The organism is Pseudomonas kitaguniensis (assembly GCF_009296165.1).
In the GTDB taxonomy this organism is placed as follows: domain Bacteria; phylum Pseudomonadota; class Gammaproteobacteria; order Pseudomonadales; family Pseudomonadaceae; genus Aquipseudomonas; species Aquipseudomonas kitaguniensis.
Genome location: NZ_VUAZ01000137.1, coordinates 19,824 through 36,334 on the forward strand (window position 1 = coordinate 19,824; position 16,511 = coordinate 36,334).

10 protein-coding genes and 2 pseudogenes are annotated in these 16,511 nt (G+C 63.0%); 4 read left to right on the plus strand and 8 right to left on the minus strand.

Annotated features, from left to right (window positions below):
* Window positions 1–2: 2 nt before the first annotated feature.
* The 6 genes and pseudogenes from F0169_RS22015 to F0169_RS22040 all read right to left on the minus strand — a co-directional run bounded on the left by F0169_RS22015 (window position 3) and on the right by F0169_RS22040 (window position 5,394).
* Window positions 3–1,099 (minus strand): annotated as a pseudogene (locus tag F0169_RS22015) (NAD(P)/FAD-dependent oxidoreductase).
* A complete protein-coding gene (locus tag F0169_RS22020) occupies window positions 1,096–2,439 on the minus strand; it encodes an FAD/NAD(P)-dependent oxidoreductase (RefSeq protein WP_152747613.1) in 1,344 nt (447 codons plus the stop codon). The pseudogene F0169_RS22015 and the gene F0169_RS22020 overlap by 4 nt, the downstream one beginning before the upstream one ends.
* The gene (locus tag F0169_RS22025; protein ID WP_058413942.1) at window positions 2,436–2,726 is read right to left on the minus strand and encodes a (2Fe-2S)-binding protein; all 291 of its coding nucleotides are present in this window, start codon (window positions 2,724–2,726) and stop codon (window positions 2,436–2,438) included. Before F0169_RS22025 ends, F0169_RS22020 begins: the two co-directional genes overlap by 4 nt.
* A complete protein-coding gene (locus F0169_RS22030) occupies window positions 2,726–3,520 on the minus strand; it encodes an ABC transporter permease (protein WP_152747614.1) in 795 nt (264 codons plus the stop codon). Before F0169_RS22030 ends, F0169_RS22025 begins: the two co-directional genes overlap by 1 nt.
* Before the next feature lie 4 nt (window positions 3,521–3,524).
* Window positions 3,525–4,369, minus strand: a pseudogene (locus F0169_RS22035) (ABC transporter permease).
* On the minus strand, window positions 4,366–5,394 hold the full coding sequence (locus tag F0169_RS22040; RefSeq protein WP_152747615.1) for an ABC transporter ATP-binding protein: 1,029 nt from the start codon (window positions 5,392–5,394) through the stop codon (window positions 4,366–4,368). Before F0169_RS22040 ends, F0169_RS22035 begins: the two are co-directional and overlap by 4 nt.
* A gap of 239 nt (window positions 5,395–5,633) precedes the next feature.
* On the opposite strand from F0169_RS22040, the gene F0169_RS22045 reads away from it, so the two are divergent.
* The 3 genes from F0169_RS22045 (at window position 5,634) to F0169_RS22055 (ending at window position 9,263) form a co-directional block, all read left to right on the plus strand.
* Window positions 5,634–6,464, plus strand: a complete 831-nt coding sequence (locus F0169_RS22045) for an IclR family transcriptional regulator (RefSeq protein ID WP_152747616.1) — start codon at window positions 5,634–5,636, stop codon at window positions 6,462–6,464.
* A gap of 230 nt (window positions 6,465–6,694) precedes the next feature.
* Entirely contained in the window at window positions 6,695–8,050 is a 1,356-nt protein-coding gene (locus F0169_RS22050; RefSeq protein ID WP_058413937.1) for an MATE family efflux transporter, read from the plus strand.
* A gap of 40 nt (window positions 8,051–8,090) precedes the next feature.
* Window positions 8,091–9,263, plus strand: coding sequence for an MFS transporter (locus F0169_RS22055; RefSeq protein WP_152747617.1), 1,173 nt, complete (start codon window positions 8,091–8,093; stop codon window positions 9,261–9,263).
* On the opposite strand, the gene F0169_RS22060 is transcribed toward F0169_RS22055, so the two are convergent.
* Both F0169_RS22060 and F0169_RS22065 read right to left on the minus strand, forming a co-directional pair.
* Window positions 9,264–9,629: a toxin-antitoxin system HicB family antitoxin gene (locus tag F0169_RS22060; protein WP_172979515.1), complete on the minus strand. Its 366-nt coding sequence runs from the start codon at window positions 9,627–9,629 to the stop codon at window positions 9,264–9,266.
* The gene (locus tag F0169_RS22065) at window positions 9,626–9,877 is read right to left on the minus strand and encodes a type II toxin-antitoxin system HicA family toxin (protein WP_122251609.1); all 252 of its coding nucleotides are present in this window, start codon (window positions 9,875–9,877) and stop codon (window positions 9,626–9,628) included. Before F0169_RS22065 ends, F0169_RS22060 begins: the two co-directional genes overlap by 4 nt.
* A gap of 209 nt (window positions 9,878–10,086) precedes the next feature.
* Here F0169_RS22065 and F0169_RS22070 point away from each other — a divergent pair.
* Window positions 10,087–16,511 (plus strand): non-ribosomal peptide synthetase (locus tag F0169_RS22070; RefSeq protein ID WP_152747618.1); only part of this gene is annotated, 6,425 nt, incomplete at its 3' end.

The window sequence follows — 16,511 nt, forward strand, 5'->3', positions numbered from 1 at the left end:
TCTCAGGCATGGAAACGACGGATGGAAAACGCTTCGATCGGTTGGCGGCTGGCGCCCAGGCAGACAATCTCTGCCAGGCCTCGCCGACGGCGGGGCCGAGCTGGAACCCGGCGCCGGCAAAGCCGAAACCGTGCAGCAGGCCGGGTTGGGTGCTGCTGGGGCCGATCACCGGTTCATGATCGGGTAAATAACCTTCGGTGCCGCTCCAGGTGCGAATCGCCTGAGCGCCTTTGAGGAACGGGTACAGTTCGCCGGCATTGCGCAAAATCTCCAGCACCGCCGCCTGCCCGGGCCGTGCCTGTTGCGGGCCGAGGGCAAAGCCGCGACCGCCGCCGAGGATGCAATTGCCCCGCGCCACTTGCCGCGCATAAATCCCGCCACCTTCAACGCCGGTGCTCACGTTCATCACCACCGCCAAGGGTTCGGTGACCAGCATCGCCGGGTGCGCCGAGGTGATCGGCACGGGCTCGGCAAATTGCGCGGCCACGCTGCCGGCCCAGGCGCCGGCGCAGTTCAGCAGCCAGGGCGCTTGCAGGTGCAGGCTGTTGGCGCAGTGCACGTTAAATAGATGGCTGTCGTGTTCGATGGCAATCACCTCGGCCTGCTCAAAGACAGACGCGCCGAAGCGCTGCGCCGCCCGCGCGAAGGCGGGCGATACCAAGCGTGGGTTGGCGTGACCGTCTTCGGGGCACAACGACGCGCCCACCGCCACATCGCCCACCCACGGGAACCGTGCGCGTAGCTCGGCGTGATCGAGCAGTTGCAAGCCCAGGCCGAAGCCGCGCGTGTGCGCGGCATAAGCCTGCAGCGCGGCGAAATCTGCAGGGCTGCGGGCCAATTTCAAATGCCCGCAGCGCACGTATTCGCCATCAATGCCGATCAAGTTCGGCAAGTCAGCCCACAACTGATGGGCGCGCTGCGACAGCGGCAATTGATGCAACGGCCGACCCTGGCGTCGCACGCCGCCGTAATTCACACCACTTGAGTGCGAGCCGCAAAAGTCGCGCTCCACCAGTGCCACACGCTGGCCTTTTTGCGCGAGCATTAACGCTGCAGACGCGCCGACAATCCCGCCGCCCAGTACGATCACGTCGATCATGGCTGCACCTCAACACCAAACGGCAATGGCTTGATTGGCGCCTGGCCACGCAAACGGCCGACGTTTTGAATGCCTCGGCCACTGCGCTCGGCGATAATCTCTGCCGCCGCCAACCCGCACATCCGCCCTTGGCAACGGCCCATGCCGACCCGGCAATGCGCTTTGACCCGGTTGATTTCCCAGTGACCTTCGTCCACCACAGCGCGCACATCGCCTGCGCTGACCTCCTCGCAGCGGCACAGGATCAACTCATCCGGCGCTTGCGCAGCCCATTGTTCAGGGAAGGGGAACGCGGTTTCCAGGCCATCGCGAAAGCGTTGGATGCGCGCCAATTGCTGCTCCAGCACAGCCGAACGGCGCAGGTCGATGCTGATGCGCGCATCTTCCAATACCGCCAATGCCGCGCGCTCACCGGCCATCTGCGCCGCGTCCGCGCCCATGATTGCCGCGCCGTCGCCCGCCAGGTAAACCGCGCTGACACTGCTGCGCCCGGCGCTGTCGCGCAGCGGTAACCAGGCGCGGTTCAAGCGGTTCCAGGCGAATTCACAGCCGAGCAAGTCCGCCAGTTGCGTCTCGCTGCGCAAGGCATCGGCGAAGGCCACCGCATCGCAGGCCAGCGTGTGTTCGCCCCAACGAATGCCGCTGACGCGTTGCTCGCCGTCGATGTGCTTGAGCGTCGCGCCCTGATGCACGGGCACGCCATGCGCGGTCAGCCAGGCGCGGTAATACATGCCTTTGGCCAAGGTCGCCGGTTGCCCAAGCAGCGCCGGCAGCGCTCGGCATTGGGCACTGAATGGGGCGCTGTCGAGCACCGCCACCACGGTGGCCCCCGCTTTGGCGTACTGGTACGCGACCAGGTACAGCAACGGCCCGCTGCCACACAACGCGACCCGCTCGCCGATGGCGCAGCCCTGATACTTCAAGGCGATTTGCGCCGCACCCAGGCTGTACACGCCGGGCAAGGTCCAGCCCGGCACCGGCAGAATGCGGTCGGTGGCGCCGGTGGCGACAATGATTTGCGAATACTCGATGCTCTCGGCGCGGCCGTTGTTGAGCAGGTCGAGGCGCCCGTCCTCGGCATTCCACACCAGGGTTTCGGGCCGGTAATCGATCAGCGGCGCCAGTGCGTCCAGGGTGCGATGCACGGCTTGGGCCTTGCTCGCTTCAAACCCGTAAATCTGCTTGGCCGTACGTTGAAACCCTAACGGTTGCCGGCGATAAATCTGCCCGCCACCGCGCAGGCTTTCATCGATCAGGCACGCGTTGATGCCATGGTCGAGCAAGGTGCGCGCCGCACTGATACCCGCCGGGCCTGCGCCGACAATCACCACCGGCTTCATGGCTGGCGCCCCGGGTCACGGCTGATCGCCTGGCCCGCTTGCAGCAGCGTCGAACACGCGCGCACACGCCGCCCGTCTTCAAGGCGCACCCAGCAATCCTGGCACGCGCCCATCAGGCAGAAGCCGGCGCGACGTTCGGCGCTGAAATCGCTGCCGCGCAGGTGCTCGGCGCAGGTCAGCACGGCGGTCAGCAGGGTGTCGCCGAGCAAGCCCGTGGCCGGTTGCCCGTCGAGGGTGAAGGCTAGCACTGGGCGGTTGGTTTCGGCCAATCGTTTGAATAACGCCATCAGTGTTTCCCCACCAGCACGCGGTCGAGGCCATAAACCCGGTCGAGCACAATCATCGTCGCTGCGGTGAGTGCGATCACCAACGCGGAGACCGCCGCCATCATCGGGTCGATGGACTCGGTGGCGTACACGTACATGCGCACCGGCAGGGTTTGCGTGGCCGGTGAACTGACGAAAATCGACAGGGTTACTTCATCGAAACTGTTGATAAACGCCAGCAGCCAGCCACCGGCCACGCCGGGTAAAATCATCGGCAGCGTGATCAGGCGAAACAGCGTAAAGCGGCTCGCACCCAGCGACTCCGCCGCCTGTTCGGCACTGCGGTCAATGCCGATGGCCGCTGCCAGCACCAGGCGCAGCACGTAAGGCGTAATGATCACCACGTGGGCGAGCATCAGCCAGGTGAAGCTGCCGTTGACGCCCATCAGCGCAAACACGCGCAGCATCGCCACGCCCAACACCAAGTGCGGGATGATGATCGGCGACAGAAATAACGCGCTGAAAAAGTTGCGCCCCGGAAACTGATAACGGCTGATCGCCAAGGCGGCCGGCACTGCAATCAACGTCGCCAGGCTGGCAGCGGTAAACGCCAGAATCAGGCTGTTATAGAACGCCTGGATAAAATCGGCACGCTCAAACACTGCGCGAAACCAGCGCAGGGATAAGCTCGACGTGGGAATGCTCAAGGTGTTCTCCGGGGTGAACGCCACCAGGCACACCACCACCAGCGGCGCCATCATGAACAGCACCACCAGGCCATGAAAACCGAGCGCCAAAGGACCGTTTCTAGGCATGCGCTTAAACCCCCAAGGACTTTTTGTAGCGGCTTTCGACCATGCGGTTCCAGCTCAACATGATCAGCAGGTTGACCAGCAGCAGCACCACCGCAATCGTCGCGCCCATCGGCCAGTTGAGTTCCGACAGGTACTGGTCATACACCACCGTGGCGACCATTTTCAGGCGTCGCCCACCGAGCAGGCCGGGGATTGCAAAGGAGCTGGCGGCGAGGCCGAACACGATCAAGGTGCCGGACAACACGCCAGGCATCACTTGCGGCAAGACGATTTTGCGCATCACCGTGGCCTGGCTCGCGCCCAGCGATAAAGCTGCCTGTTCAGCCGACGGGTCGAGCTTTTGCAGGGAGGTCCACACCGGAATAATCATGAACGGCAGCATCACGTGCACCAGTGCGATGATCACCGCGAACGGCGTGTACAGCAGCTTCACCGGGCGCCCGCCCAACGCCTGAATGACTTGGTTGACCAGCCCGTCGGCGCCGAGCAAGAGGCTCCAGCCGAAAGCCCGCACCACCACCGAGATCAGCAGCGGCGTCAGAATCAGGATCAAAAATATCGAGCGCCACGCGTGCCCATGCGGCTGAGGATGTAGGCTTCGGGCACGCCGATCACCACGCAGAGCAGGGTCACCAGCGCGCTGATCCAGAAGGTGCGCCAGAAAATCTCGTAGAAGTACGCGTCGCTGAACAGCGCCAGGTAATGCGCGAAGGTCCACTCATCGGCCTTCACGCCCACTTGGTAGTCGAACACGTTGAATGACAACACCAGGGTCATCACCAGCGGCAGGATCAACAACCCGCTGAACAGCAGCAGCGCCGGCAACGACAACAGATAACCGCGGCTCATGCGTGCACCTCATCCGTCGCCAGCACGCGCAGCAGGCCGTCTTGCCAGTCCATGCCGACAAGCACGCCGCGAGCCAGCGGCGCGCTGCCGTCGTTGCTGCGCACCACGGTGATTTCACCAAGCGCGCTGTGAATGCGGTACAGCCATTGGCTGCCGAAGAAATAGCGGTCCAGCACGTTGCCTTGCAAGCGCCCAGTGCCTGCGCCCACCAGTTGGATTTTTTCCGGGCGCAGGCTCAGGGTCAGCTCGCCGTCGCCGCCTTCGTGACGCACTTGCGGGGTGCCGAGGTCGTCGTAGTCACCGGGCAGCAGGTTGGCCTTGCCGACGAAATCCGAAATAAACCGCGTGCGCGGGTGTTCATACAGCGTGTACGGCGCGTCGATCTGGGTGACGCGCCCGGCGTGCATCACCACCACGCGGTCGCTGATCGACAGCGCTTCGGCCTGGTCGTGGGTGACCATCAATGTGGTGATGCCGACGGCGCACTGGATGCGGCGGATTTCAAACTGCATCTCTTCGCGCAAGTTAGCGTCAAGGTTGGACAGCGGTTCATCGAGCAGCAACACCGGCGGTTCGATCACCAGGGCGCGAGCCAGGGCCACGCGCTGGCGCTGGCCGCCGGACAGTTCGCGTGGGTAGCGCTCGGCGTGTTCGGCCAGGCGTACCAGTTCCAGCACGCTTTTAACCTTGCCGGCGATCTCGTCCGCCGGCACCTTGCGCATCTTCAGGCCGAAGGCAACGTTGTCGCGCACACTCATGTGCGGGAACAGCGCGTAGCTCTGGAAGACCACGCCCAAGCCACGGCTGGCGGGTTTGGCGTGGGTAATGTCGCGGCCATCCAGGAGGATTTGCCCGCCGCTGACATCAACAAAACCGGCGATCATTTGCAGCGTGGTGGTTTTGCCGCAGCCCGAGGGGCCGAGCAAGGAAACGAACTCGCCTTTTTCCACCGCAAGGTCGGTTGCGACCACTGCATGCACGGCGCCGTAGCGTTTGCTCAAGGCGTTGAGTTGGAGAAATGCCATGCCTGCGTTCCACCTTTTTTGAGTCGCGTCGAAACGCGCTTTTTTGTTTTGGGCAGATGCGAAAAGTAGTTCGGGTGCGTTGGCGCTCGATCTTGAGTCGGCTGCGGCCTGTGTTTATTTCGCCCCTGTGGACGCAGATTAGGACGAAGACTAGGATGGGCGAAAGACGGTATTTCACTGGATGAACTACTATTTTCAGTTTTATTCATTCACCAGAATATTCTGCGAGAAACACGTTTATGGATTCCACTGAGCGGAATGAAACAGCGAAAGAAGTGGGCGCGGGTGGCGTCTCCCGGTTGTTTGCCGTGCTGCGCAGTTTGGGCGCGGTGCCCGAAGGCGGCGAACGCGTTACGCAGCTTGCGCAACAAGTCGGTCTTTCGCAGCCCACCACACACCGCCTGCTGCGCAGCCTGATGGACGAAGGTATGGTTGAGCAGGACGCGCGCAGCAAGCGCTACCGCCTGAGCCTGGAGTTCTTCGCGCTGGCGGCGAACGCCGGCAAAACCGGCAACCTGCGCGACCTTGTGCGGCCGAGCCTGTTGCGCCTGAGTGCGTCATTGGGCGATTCGCTGTTCCTGCTGGCGCGCAGCGGCTTTGATGCGATCTGCCTGGACCGCAGCGAAGGCCCGTACCCGATCCGCACCTTCACCGGTGACATCGGCGGGCGCGTGGCATTGGGCGTGGGGCAGGGCAGCCTGGCGATTTTGGCGTTTTTGCCGGAAGAAGAGCGCGAGACGGTGATCCGCTACAACCTGCCACGGCTCAAGGATTTCCACCTGTACGACGAAGTGCTGTTGCGCTCGGAGGTCGAAAACGTGCGGCGCTTGGGGTACGCGGCGCGCAATACCGGGGTGCTGGAAGGCATGGCCGGCTTGGCCGTGCCGATTCTGAATCGGGATGGGCATGCGGTCGCGGCGTTGAGCGTGGCAACCATCAGTGACCGGCTAGGCCCGAGCCGGTTGCCGATGGTGGTGGAATTGCTCAAGCGCGAGGCCGCGGCGATTGGGCCGCGGATCAATCCGTTCGATCCGACATTGCGCAGGCCGTCGCAAACCTTCGGCGCATAGCCCTGCGCTCATTAAACGCTCAAGCCGAACGCGGTCAAGTGTGGGAGCGGGCTTGCTCGCGATGGCATCAACGCGGTGTGCCTGAGGGTCCGAGGTGCCTGCATCGCGAGCAAGCCCGCTCCCACACTTGACCGTGTTTTGATCGTTCCCCTCAACCATGAGTACAGCAAAATGCTATCCACTTACGGTATAAACCTCGGACGCTTTAGTGTTTCGAGGCCCCGTTTTTAATGCAAATCCCTCTACAACGCCCACTGTGGCAGATCTACCTGATCTTTCTGGCGCCGATGGTGCTGTCGAACTTTTTGCAGAGCTTTTCCGGCACCCTTAATGGCATCTATGTCGGGCAAATGCTCGGTACTCAGGCGCTGGCGGCGGTGTCGGGGATGTTCCCCATCGTATTTTTCTTTATTGCCTTGGTGATCGGTTTGGGGGCGGGCGCTTCGGTGCTGATCGGTCAGGCCTGGGGCGCTGAGGAAACCGCCATGGTCAAGGTGATCACCGGCGCCACGCTGACCCTTGGCGCGCTGGTGGGGTTGATCGCGGCGGTGCTTGGCAGCCTGTTTGCGCGCCCGGCGTTGCAGGCACTGGGCACGCCGGTTGACGTTCTGGACGATGCGGTCGGTTATGCCCAAGCGATGATGCTGATCATGCCGCTGCTGCTGGTGTTTATTCTCTACACGCAACTGCTGCGCGGTGTCAGTGACACGGTCTCACCGTTGTTGGCATTGATGGTCTCGACGTCTGTCGGCCTGTTGCTGACCCCGGCGCTGATTCGCGGCTGGATCGGCTTGCCGCCGCTGGGCATCCAAAGTGCGGTGTACGCGGGGCTGGTCGGTAACGCCTCGGCGATGCTGTTTCTGATACTGCGCCTGCGCCATAAAAAGCATGTGATGGCGCCGGACCGTGAGCTGCTCGCCGCGTTGCGCCTGGACCGCGTAATCCTCGGTAAAGTCTTGCGCATCGGCCTGCCGACCGGCTTGCAGATGGTGGTGCTGTCGCTGTCGGAGCTGGTCATCCTGGCCTTGGTCAACAGCCACGGCTCTCAGGCTACGGCGGCCTATGGCGCGGTGACGCAGATCGTCAATTACGTGCAGTTCCCGGCGCTGTCGATTGCGATTACCGCCTCGATCCTCGGTGCCCAAGCCATTGGCGCCGGGCGCTTGGAGCGGGTCGGGCCAATTTTGCGTACCGGGCTGTTGATCAACCTGTGCCTCACCGGTGGCCTGATCGTGCTCGGGTATTTAATGTCGCACTGGTTGTTGGGCCTGTTCATTACTGACGCCGATGCGCGGGTCAAGGCCGAACACCTGCTGCACATTATGTTGTGGAGCGTGCTGGTATTCGGTTTTCAGGCGGTGGTGGGCGGGATCATGCGCGCCAGCGGCGTGGTGCTGATGCCGGTCGCGATCTCGATTTTTTGTGTGCTCTGCGTTGAGCTGCCGATGGCGTATGTGTTCAACGCACATTTTGGTCTGGAAGGGGTGTGGATGGCGTTTCCGGTCACCTACCTGGCGATGCTGGCGCTGCAGACCGCGTATTACCGGCTGGTGTGGCGGCATAAGCAGATCAAGCGGTTGGTGTAATAAAAGTTGCCCACATTCAGTGGCAGAAGGCGTTTAAGTCATGGCAAACCCCTACGCCGAGTTGTTCCAGGCCCCTGGTGCTCGCGCTTTTGTACTGGCCGGCATGCTTGCCCGCATGCCGATCTCCATGGTCGGCATCGGCTTGATCACCATGCTTTCCCAGGTTCACGGCGGCTTCGGTTTGGCGGGCGTGGTGGCGGCCGTATTTGCCCTGGCCACGGCGTTTTGCGCGCCGCAGGTGTCGCGCTGGGTAGACCGCTACAGCCAGGGCAAGGTAGTGCCGATAGCCGCGCTGATCGGCGGTGGGTCGTTGTTACTGCTGTTGGTGTGCACCCGTTTGCAGGCGCCGGAGTGGACGTTGTTTGTGTTCGCCGCGCTGGCCGGTTGCATGCCGAACATGTCAGCCATGGTGCGGGCGCGTTGGACCGAGCTGTACCGGGGCCAGCCCGCGCTGAAAACCGCCTTTGCCCTGGAGTCGGTGCTCGATGAGGTGTGTTTCATCATCGGTCCGCCGATTTCAGTCGGGTTAAGCGTTGTGCTGTTCCCGGAAGCCGGGCCTTTGATCGCCGCACTGTTGCTGGCGGTGGGCGTGACCGCTTTTGTGCTGCAACGCGCGACTGAACCGCCCGTGCATGCACACCAGGAGCATCTGGGCGGCTGGTTGATCGCCTCGCCTGCGGTATTGATCTTGATGATTCTGCTGCTGGCCATGGGCATGATCGTCGGCGTGGTGGATGTGGTCAGCGTGGCCTTTGCCCAGCAACTGGGCCAACCGGCGGCGGCGAGTATCGTGCTCTCGGTGTATGCCATCGGTTCGTGCCTGGCAGGGTTGGCGTTCGGCACTCTCAAACTCAAGGCATCGCTGCCCCGGCAGTTTCTGTTCTGCGGCGTGGCCACCGCCTTGACCACCTTGCCATTGCTGCTGGTGACCAATATCCCCGGCCTGGCGGTGGCAATCTTTATTTCCGGACTGTTCTTCGCACCGACGCTGATTGTGTCCATGGCGCTGGTGGAGCAGATCGTAGCGCCGAGCCGCCTGACCGAAGGCATGACCTGGCTGATCACTGGCCTGAGCATCGGCGTGGCCATCGGTGCTGCCAGCTCCGGCTGGATGATCGACCACTTCGGCGCCACCAGCGGGTTCTGGGTGGCGTTGGTTGCGGGTGCGGTGGTGTTTGGCGCTGCGCTGCTGGGGTATCGGCGCTTGGGCTAGTCAGCCAATCGCCGGCGCAGGCTCGGCGCAATGCTGTTGCAAAAACTCATTCAGCGCTTGGCGTGTCAGGTCATTGAGCGTCACTTTTTTGCGGATCGCCGCCAGCGCCGCTGCCAGATGCAGGTCATGGCCGACGCGTACGTTGAACGAACCCTTGCAGGGCTTTTCGGGTGTTTGCCCGAGGGTTTGGCAGGTAGAGAGGTAATCGTCTACCGCCTCACGAAAGGCCACGTCCAGCGCTGCAACGGTGTTGCCTTCATAGCTGACCAATGCCTTGATAAACAGGATTTTGCCGAACAGGCAGTTATCTTCGAGGCTGGCTTCGATAGAGCCGATGTAGCCTTTGTATTTGAGTTGGTTGTTCACTGAATCAGTTCTCCTGACTTCAATTGTTCGATGACCTGGCGCCGAATGTAGTGCTTCAGTTCGTTGCCGGGGTGAGGCTTGTGCAAGCTGATCATCGCACTGGGGTCACCGCTGTCGAATTTGACGCGACTTCCAGCCCCTTCAATTTGTGTGTAGCCAAGCCAACGCAGCAGCGTCACAAGCTCTGGCCAGTTAAAAGCCATGTGCTCATTGAGCAGTTTGGCGAGCAGCTTTTCATTTTTGGACACGGCGTTCCCTGCGTGTAACTAAATGTAGTTGCAAAAGATGGTGTGCGTCAATGCTAACTCGGGCGACCGTGCCGTTGCTGAAATTGATGTAACCCCTGATGACACCTCGCTCCACGCCCTCCATGCGCCGCTAATTTTTCCCCGCCCGGTTCGTTTTATAGGGACGACGTGCCTTTGTGCTTCCTGCCTATTGCTCCGGACTCCAAGAAATGAATGCTGAAGACTCCTTGAAACTTGCTCGCCGGTTTATCGGGTTGCCCCTGGAAAAACGCCAGGTATTCCTGCAGGCCTTGCAGAACGAAGGTGTGGATTTTTCAAGGTTTCCGATTCCGGCGGGAGTGGAGGCCGAGGACCGGCAGGCGCTGTCCTACGCGCAGCAACGCATGTGGTTTCTCTGGCAGTTAGACCCGGCCAGCGGCGCCTACAACCTGCCGGGCGCGGTGCGGCTCAAGGGCGCACTCAGCTTGCGCGCGCTGGAGCAAGCGTTCGCCAGCCTGGTGGCGCGTCATGAAACGTTGCGCACGGTGTTCCAGCGCCAGGCCGATGAGCGCCTGGCGCAGGTGGCGTTGGCGCCGTCGCTGGCGGTCGAACAGGTGGACATGAGTGCCCTCGACCTTGCCGCGCGCGAGCAGGCCGTCAACCACGCGGCGACGCGTCAATCGCTGTTGCCGTTCGATCTGGAAAACGGCCCGCTGCTGCGCGTGCAATTGCTCAAGCTCGACGAGCAGGAACACGTGCTGCTGCTGACCCTGCACCACATCGTCTCTGACGGTTGGTCGATGAACGTGCTGATCGACGAATTCATTCGCTTTTACGACGCGCATGAGCGCAGCCAAACGCCGCAATTGCCGGCGCTGCCGATTCAGTACAGCGACTACGCCCTGTGGCAGCGCCGCTGGCTGGAGGCGGGTGAGCAGGCGCGTCAGTTGGCGTACTGGCAAGCGCGTCTTGGCGATGAACATCCGCTGTTGGAATTGCCGACCGATCGTTCTCGCCCGGCCATGCCCAGCTACCAGGGCACGCGCCATAACTTCGCAATCGATGCGGCGTTGGCCGCGCAACTGCGCAGTTGCGCGCAACAGCACAACGTGACCCTGTTCATGCTGCTGTTGGGCGCCTTCAATGTGCTGTTGCATCGTTACACCGGGCAGGGCGACATCCGCGTGGGTGTGCCGATTGCCAACCGCAACCGCAGTGAAGTCGAAGGGCTGATCGGCTTCTTCGTCAACACCCAAGTGCTGCGCACCGAGCTGAACGGGCAGACCCGCGTGTCCGAGTTGCTGCAACATATAAAAGAGCACGCGCTGGGTGCTCAAGCCCATCAGGAACTGCCGTTTGAACGCCTGGTAGAGGCGCTGAAAGTCGAGCGCAGCCTCAGCCACACGCCGCTGTTCCAGGTGATGTACAACCACCAGCCGGTGGTGGCGGACATCGCCTCGGTCAGCACTGCTTCCGGCCTGGAGCTTTCGCTGGTCGAGTGGCAGGGCCGTACGACCCAGTTCGACCTGACGCTGGACACCTATGAAAAGTCCGGCACCTTGCATGCCGCGCTGACCTACGCCAATGACCTGTTCGACGCGCCTTCGATTGCGCGCATGGCCCGGCACTGGATCAGCCTGTTGTACGCCATGGTAGCCGAGGGTGACCAACGCATCGGCGAACTGCCGATGCTGGCCGCCGAGGAGCAGCACTTGCTGGTGCGTGGGTGGAACCAGACTGCCGAGGCGTACCCGACCGAGTGCGCTGTCCATCAACTGATCGAAGCGCAGGTGCAGCGCACGCCGCATGCGCCGGCGCTGGAGTTTGGCGCAACCACGCTGAGCTACGCAGAACTCGACGCGCGTGCCAACCAACTGGCGCATGCGTTGCGCGAGCAGGGCGTTGGCCCGGACGTGCTGGTCGGCCTTTGCGTCGAGCGCTCGGTCGAAATGGTCGTGGGCCTGTTGGCGATTCTGAAGGCGGGCGGCGCGTATGTGCCGTTGGACCCGGAATATCCCCAGGAGCGCCTGGCCTACATGATCGAAGACAGCGGCATCACGCTGCTGCTTAGCCAACACAGCTTGCTGGCATTGCTGCCCACCGAAGGCGTTCAGGTGATTGCGCTGGACCAGGCGTCGGGCTGGCTCGACGGCTACGCCACCGGCTCGCCTGCAGTGACGATGCATGCGCTCAATTTGGCCTATGTGATCTACACCTCCGGCTCCACCGGCAAACCCAAAGGCGCCGGCAACAGCCATCGTGCGCTGGTCAACCGCTTGTGCTGGATGCAACAGGCCTACGGCCTGGACGCCAGCGATGCGGTTTTGCAGAAAACCCCGTTCAGTTTTGACGTGTCGGTCTGGGAGTTCTTCTGGCCGCTGATGACCGGTGCGCGTCTGGTGGTCGCAGCACCTGGCGAACACCGCGAGCCTGCGCGCCTGATCGAGGCCATCGGCCGCCACGCCATCACCACGTTGCACTTTGTGCCATCGATGCTGCAGGCGTTTATCCACGAGCCTGGCGTACACACCTGCACGAGCCTGAAGCGCATCGTCTGCAGCGGCGAGGCTTTGCCGCTGGATGCGCAACTGCAGGTGTTCGCCAAGCTGCCGAAAGCGGCGTTGTTCAACCTTTACGGCCCCACCGAAGCCGCCATCGATGTGACCCACTGGGCCTGTGTCGATGAAGGTGCTGACAGCGTGCCCATCGGCCGTCCGATCGCCAACCTTGCCACCTACGTGCTTGACGCCCAGCTCAACCCGGTGCCAGCCGGTGTGTCGGGCGAGTTGTACTTGGGCGGTACGGGCCTGGCGCGCAGTTATCACCGCCGCGCGGGCTTGACTGCCGAGCGCTTTGTGCCGAGCCCGTTCCTCGCCGGCGAGCGCCTGTACCGCACCGGCGACCGCGTGCGCCAGCGTGCCGATGGGGTGATCGAATACCTCGGCCGTCTCGACCATCAGGTCAAGTTGCGCGGCTTGCGTATCGAGTTGGGCGAAATCGAAACGCGCCTGATGCAACACCCGCAGGTGCGGGAGGCGGTGGTGCTGGTGCAGGGCGGCAAACAGTTGGTCGCGTACCTGGTACTCGAAAACGCAGCGCCCACCGACCTCAAGGCGTGGCTGCTGACCAGCCTGCCGGAATACATGGTGCCCACGCACATGGTGCACCTGGCCCAGTTGCCGGTCACCGCTAACGGCAAGCTCGACCGCAAGGCACTGCCTGTGCCGGATGCCGCGCCGCAACACGCCTTCGTTGCGCCTTCAAGCGAACTGCAAAAAGCCCTGGCGGCGATCTGGCGTGACGTACTCGGCGCCGCGCAAATCGGCCTGGACGACAACTTCTTCGAACTGGGCGGCGACTCGATCATCTCCATCCAAGTGGTCAGCCGTGCTCGGCAGGCGGGCATTCGCCTCAGCCCGCGCGACCTGTTCCAGTACCAAAGCGTGCGCAGCCTGGCGCTGGTGGCGAGCTTTGAACAGGCGAGCGTTATCGATCAAGGCCCGGTGAGCGGCGAGGTGATTCTGACACCGGTGCAGCAAAGCTTTTTCGCGCAGGCAATCCCCGCGCGTCAGCACTGGAACCAGTCGCTATTGCTGACGCCGCGCGAAGCGTTGGCGCCGGCACGCCTGGAGGCGGCGTTGACGCAATTGATCAACCATCACGATGCGCTACGCCTGCGCTTTACGCAGGTGCCCGAGGGTTGGCACCAAGCTCACGGCGCCGCTGACGAGGCGCGCGTACTCTGGCAGTCCAGCGTCACCACCGACGCCGAGCTGGCCGCGCTGTGCGATGAAGCCCAGCGCAGCCTCGACCTGGAGCAAGGCCCGTTGTTGCGTGCAGCCCTTGTCACGCTGGCCGGCGGCAGCCAGCGCCTGTTGCTTGTGGTGCATCACTTGGTGGTCGATGGCGTGTCTTGGCGCATCCTGCTCGAAGACTTGCAGCAGGCCTGCCGCCAGGCCGAATTGCCGGCCAAGACCAGCAGCTATCAACAGTGGGCGCAACAGTTGCAGGCCCACGCGAAAACGCTTGAGGAGCAACTGCCGTTTTGGCAGGCGCAAGCCACCGACGCCGAGTTGCCATGCGATCACCCCGAGGGCGGTTTGCATAACCGGCTCGGCCTCAAGGTTGCAACCCGCCTGGATGCCGAACACACCCGCCAACTCTTGCAGGACGCGCCGGCGGCGTATCGCACGCAGGTCAACGACCTGCTGTTGACTGCGCTGGCGCGGGTGATCAGCCGCTGGAGCGGCCAGGCCGCGGCGTTGATTCAACTCGAAGGCCATGGTCGCGAAGACCTGTTCGACGGCATCGACCTGAGCCGCACGGTCGGTTGGTTCACCAGCCTGTTCCCGGTGCGTCTGCAGGCCGGTGGCGAGCTGTCGAGCGCGATCAAATCGGTCAAAGAGCAACTGCGCGCAATTCCGCACAAAGGCCTCGGTTACGGCCTGCTGCGCTACCTGGGCGCGCCTGCATCACGCGAAGCCCTTGCAGGCTTGGCTGCGCCGCGTATCACCTTCAACTACCTGGGGCAGTTCGACCGCCAGTTCGATGACTCGGCGCTGTTCGTGCCGGCCGCTGAAGGCAGCGGCCAGGCGCAAGATGCCGAGGCGCCGCTGGCCAACTGGCTGACGGTGGAAGGGCAGGTGTATGGCGGTGAGCTGTCACTGCAATGGGGTTTCAGCCGCGAGATGTTCAACGCCGCAACCATTCAGCGCCTGGCGGACGAGTACAGCACCGAACTCAAGGCTTTGATCGAGCATTGCTGCCAACTACCGGCCGGTCAGGTGACGCCGTCGGACTTCCCGCTGGCACGCCTCAGCCAACCACAACTGGATGCACTGCCGGTGGCCGGGCCGGCTATCGCAGACCTGTACCCGCTGTCGCCGATGCAGCAGGGCATGCTCTTTCATGCGCTGTTGGAACCGGCGGCCGAGGCCTATATCAACCAGCTGCGCGTGGACATAGACGGCCTCGATGTGCAGGCGTTCGGGCGTGCCTGGCAAGCAGCGCTGGACCGGCATGCCATCTTGCGCAGCAGCTTCCATTGGCTTGGCCTCGACAGCGCCCATCAAGTGATCCAGCGCCAGGTCGACGTGCAGTTGCAGGTGATCGAAGACGTGGCTGCCGACCTCGATACCCTGGCCGATGCCGAGCGTGCACGCGGCTTTGAGCTAAATGCCGCGCCGCTGTTTCGTCTGATGTTGGTGCGTGGCGCGGGCAGCGCCTGGCATTTTATTTTCACCAGCCATCACATCCTGATGGATGGTTGGAGCAACGCGCAGTTGCTCGGCGAAGTCATTGCCCACTATGCAGGCCAGGCCGTGCCTGCGCCGCTGGGGCAGTTCCGCGATTATTTGGCTTGGCTGCAACAGCAAGCGTCGGGCGAAGTGTTCTGGAAGAACGCCCTGGCGCCGCTGCAAGCACCCACGTTGCTCGCGCAGGCGCTGCGTACGCCGGTCGGCGGTGTGGGTGTGGCAGAGCATCACGTGACGTTGGGCAGCGACTTTACCCACGCCCTCGGCGAGTTTGCCCGCCAACAAAAAGTCACGCTCAATACGGTGCTGCAAGGCGCCTGGAGCCTGTTGCTGCAACGCTACACCGGCCAGGCTTGCGTGGCGTTCGGCGCCACCGTTGCCGGGCGTTCGGCGCCGTTGCCGGGGATCGAGCAGCAACTGGGCCTGTTTATCAATACCTTGCCGATTATCAGTGCGCCGTCGCCTGCGCAATCGGTCGGCGCATGGCTGAGTGAACTGCAAGCGCTGAACCTCGGCCTGCGCGACCATGAACACGTGCCGCTTTACGACATTCAGGGCTGGGCCGGTCAACAAGGCTCGGCGTTGTTCGACACCCTGCTGGTGTTCGAAAACTTTCCCGTCGCCGACGCCTTGAAGCAGGGCGCGCCTGCTGGCCTGACGTTTGGCCGGATGCACAACCATGAGCGCACCAACTACCCACTGACGTTGGGCATTGAGCTGGGTGCTGGCTTGCGCCTCGAATTCAGCTACGACCGCGCGCATTTCAGTGGGCAACAGGTCACGCGGTTGGGCGCTGACCTGCTGCACCTTTTGCAGCAATGGGTGGCCGACGCCAGTGTGCCACTTGGCAACGTGCAACTGCTCGACGCCGCCGCCCAGCACAGCGTACTCACCTTTAGCCGATCCGCCGCTGCCGCGCCGCGCCATCAGCGTGTGCATGAGCGCATCGCCGCGCAGGCACAGGCCACGCCTGACGCGCTGGCGGTGCAGGCGGGCAGTGAGTGCCTGACCTATGCCCAGCTCAACGACCGCGCTAACCGCCTCGCGCATCGCCTGTTGGCACTCGGCGTCGGGCCGGGCCAGCGCGTAGGCCTGGCCAGTCGACGTGGCCCGCAGTTGATCGCAAGCTTGCTGGCGGTGCTTAAAAGCGGCGCCGCCTACGTACCGCTGGACCCGAAATACCCGGCAGAGCGCTTGGCCTACATGCTCACCGACAGTCGCCTTGACCTGCTGCTCAGCGAAACCGGTTTGCTCGCTGACCTGGTCTTGCCGCAAGGGCTGACGCGCGTGGATTTCAGCGCCAGTGGTGCAGAGCTGGTCAGCTACCCGGCCACCCATCCCGCCAACGCTGCAGCGGCTGGCGACCTGGCTTACATCATCTACACCTCCGGCTCCACCGG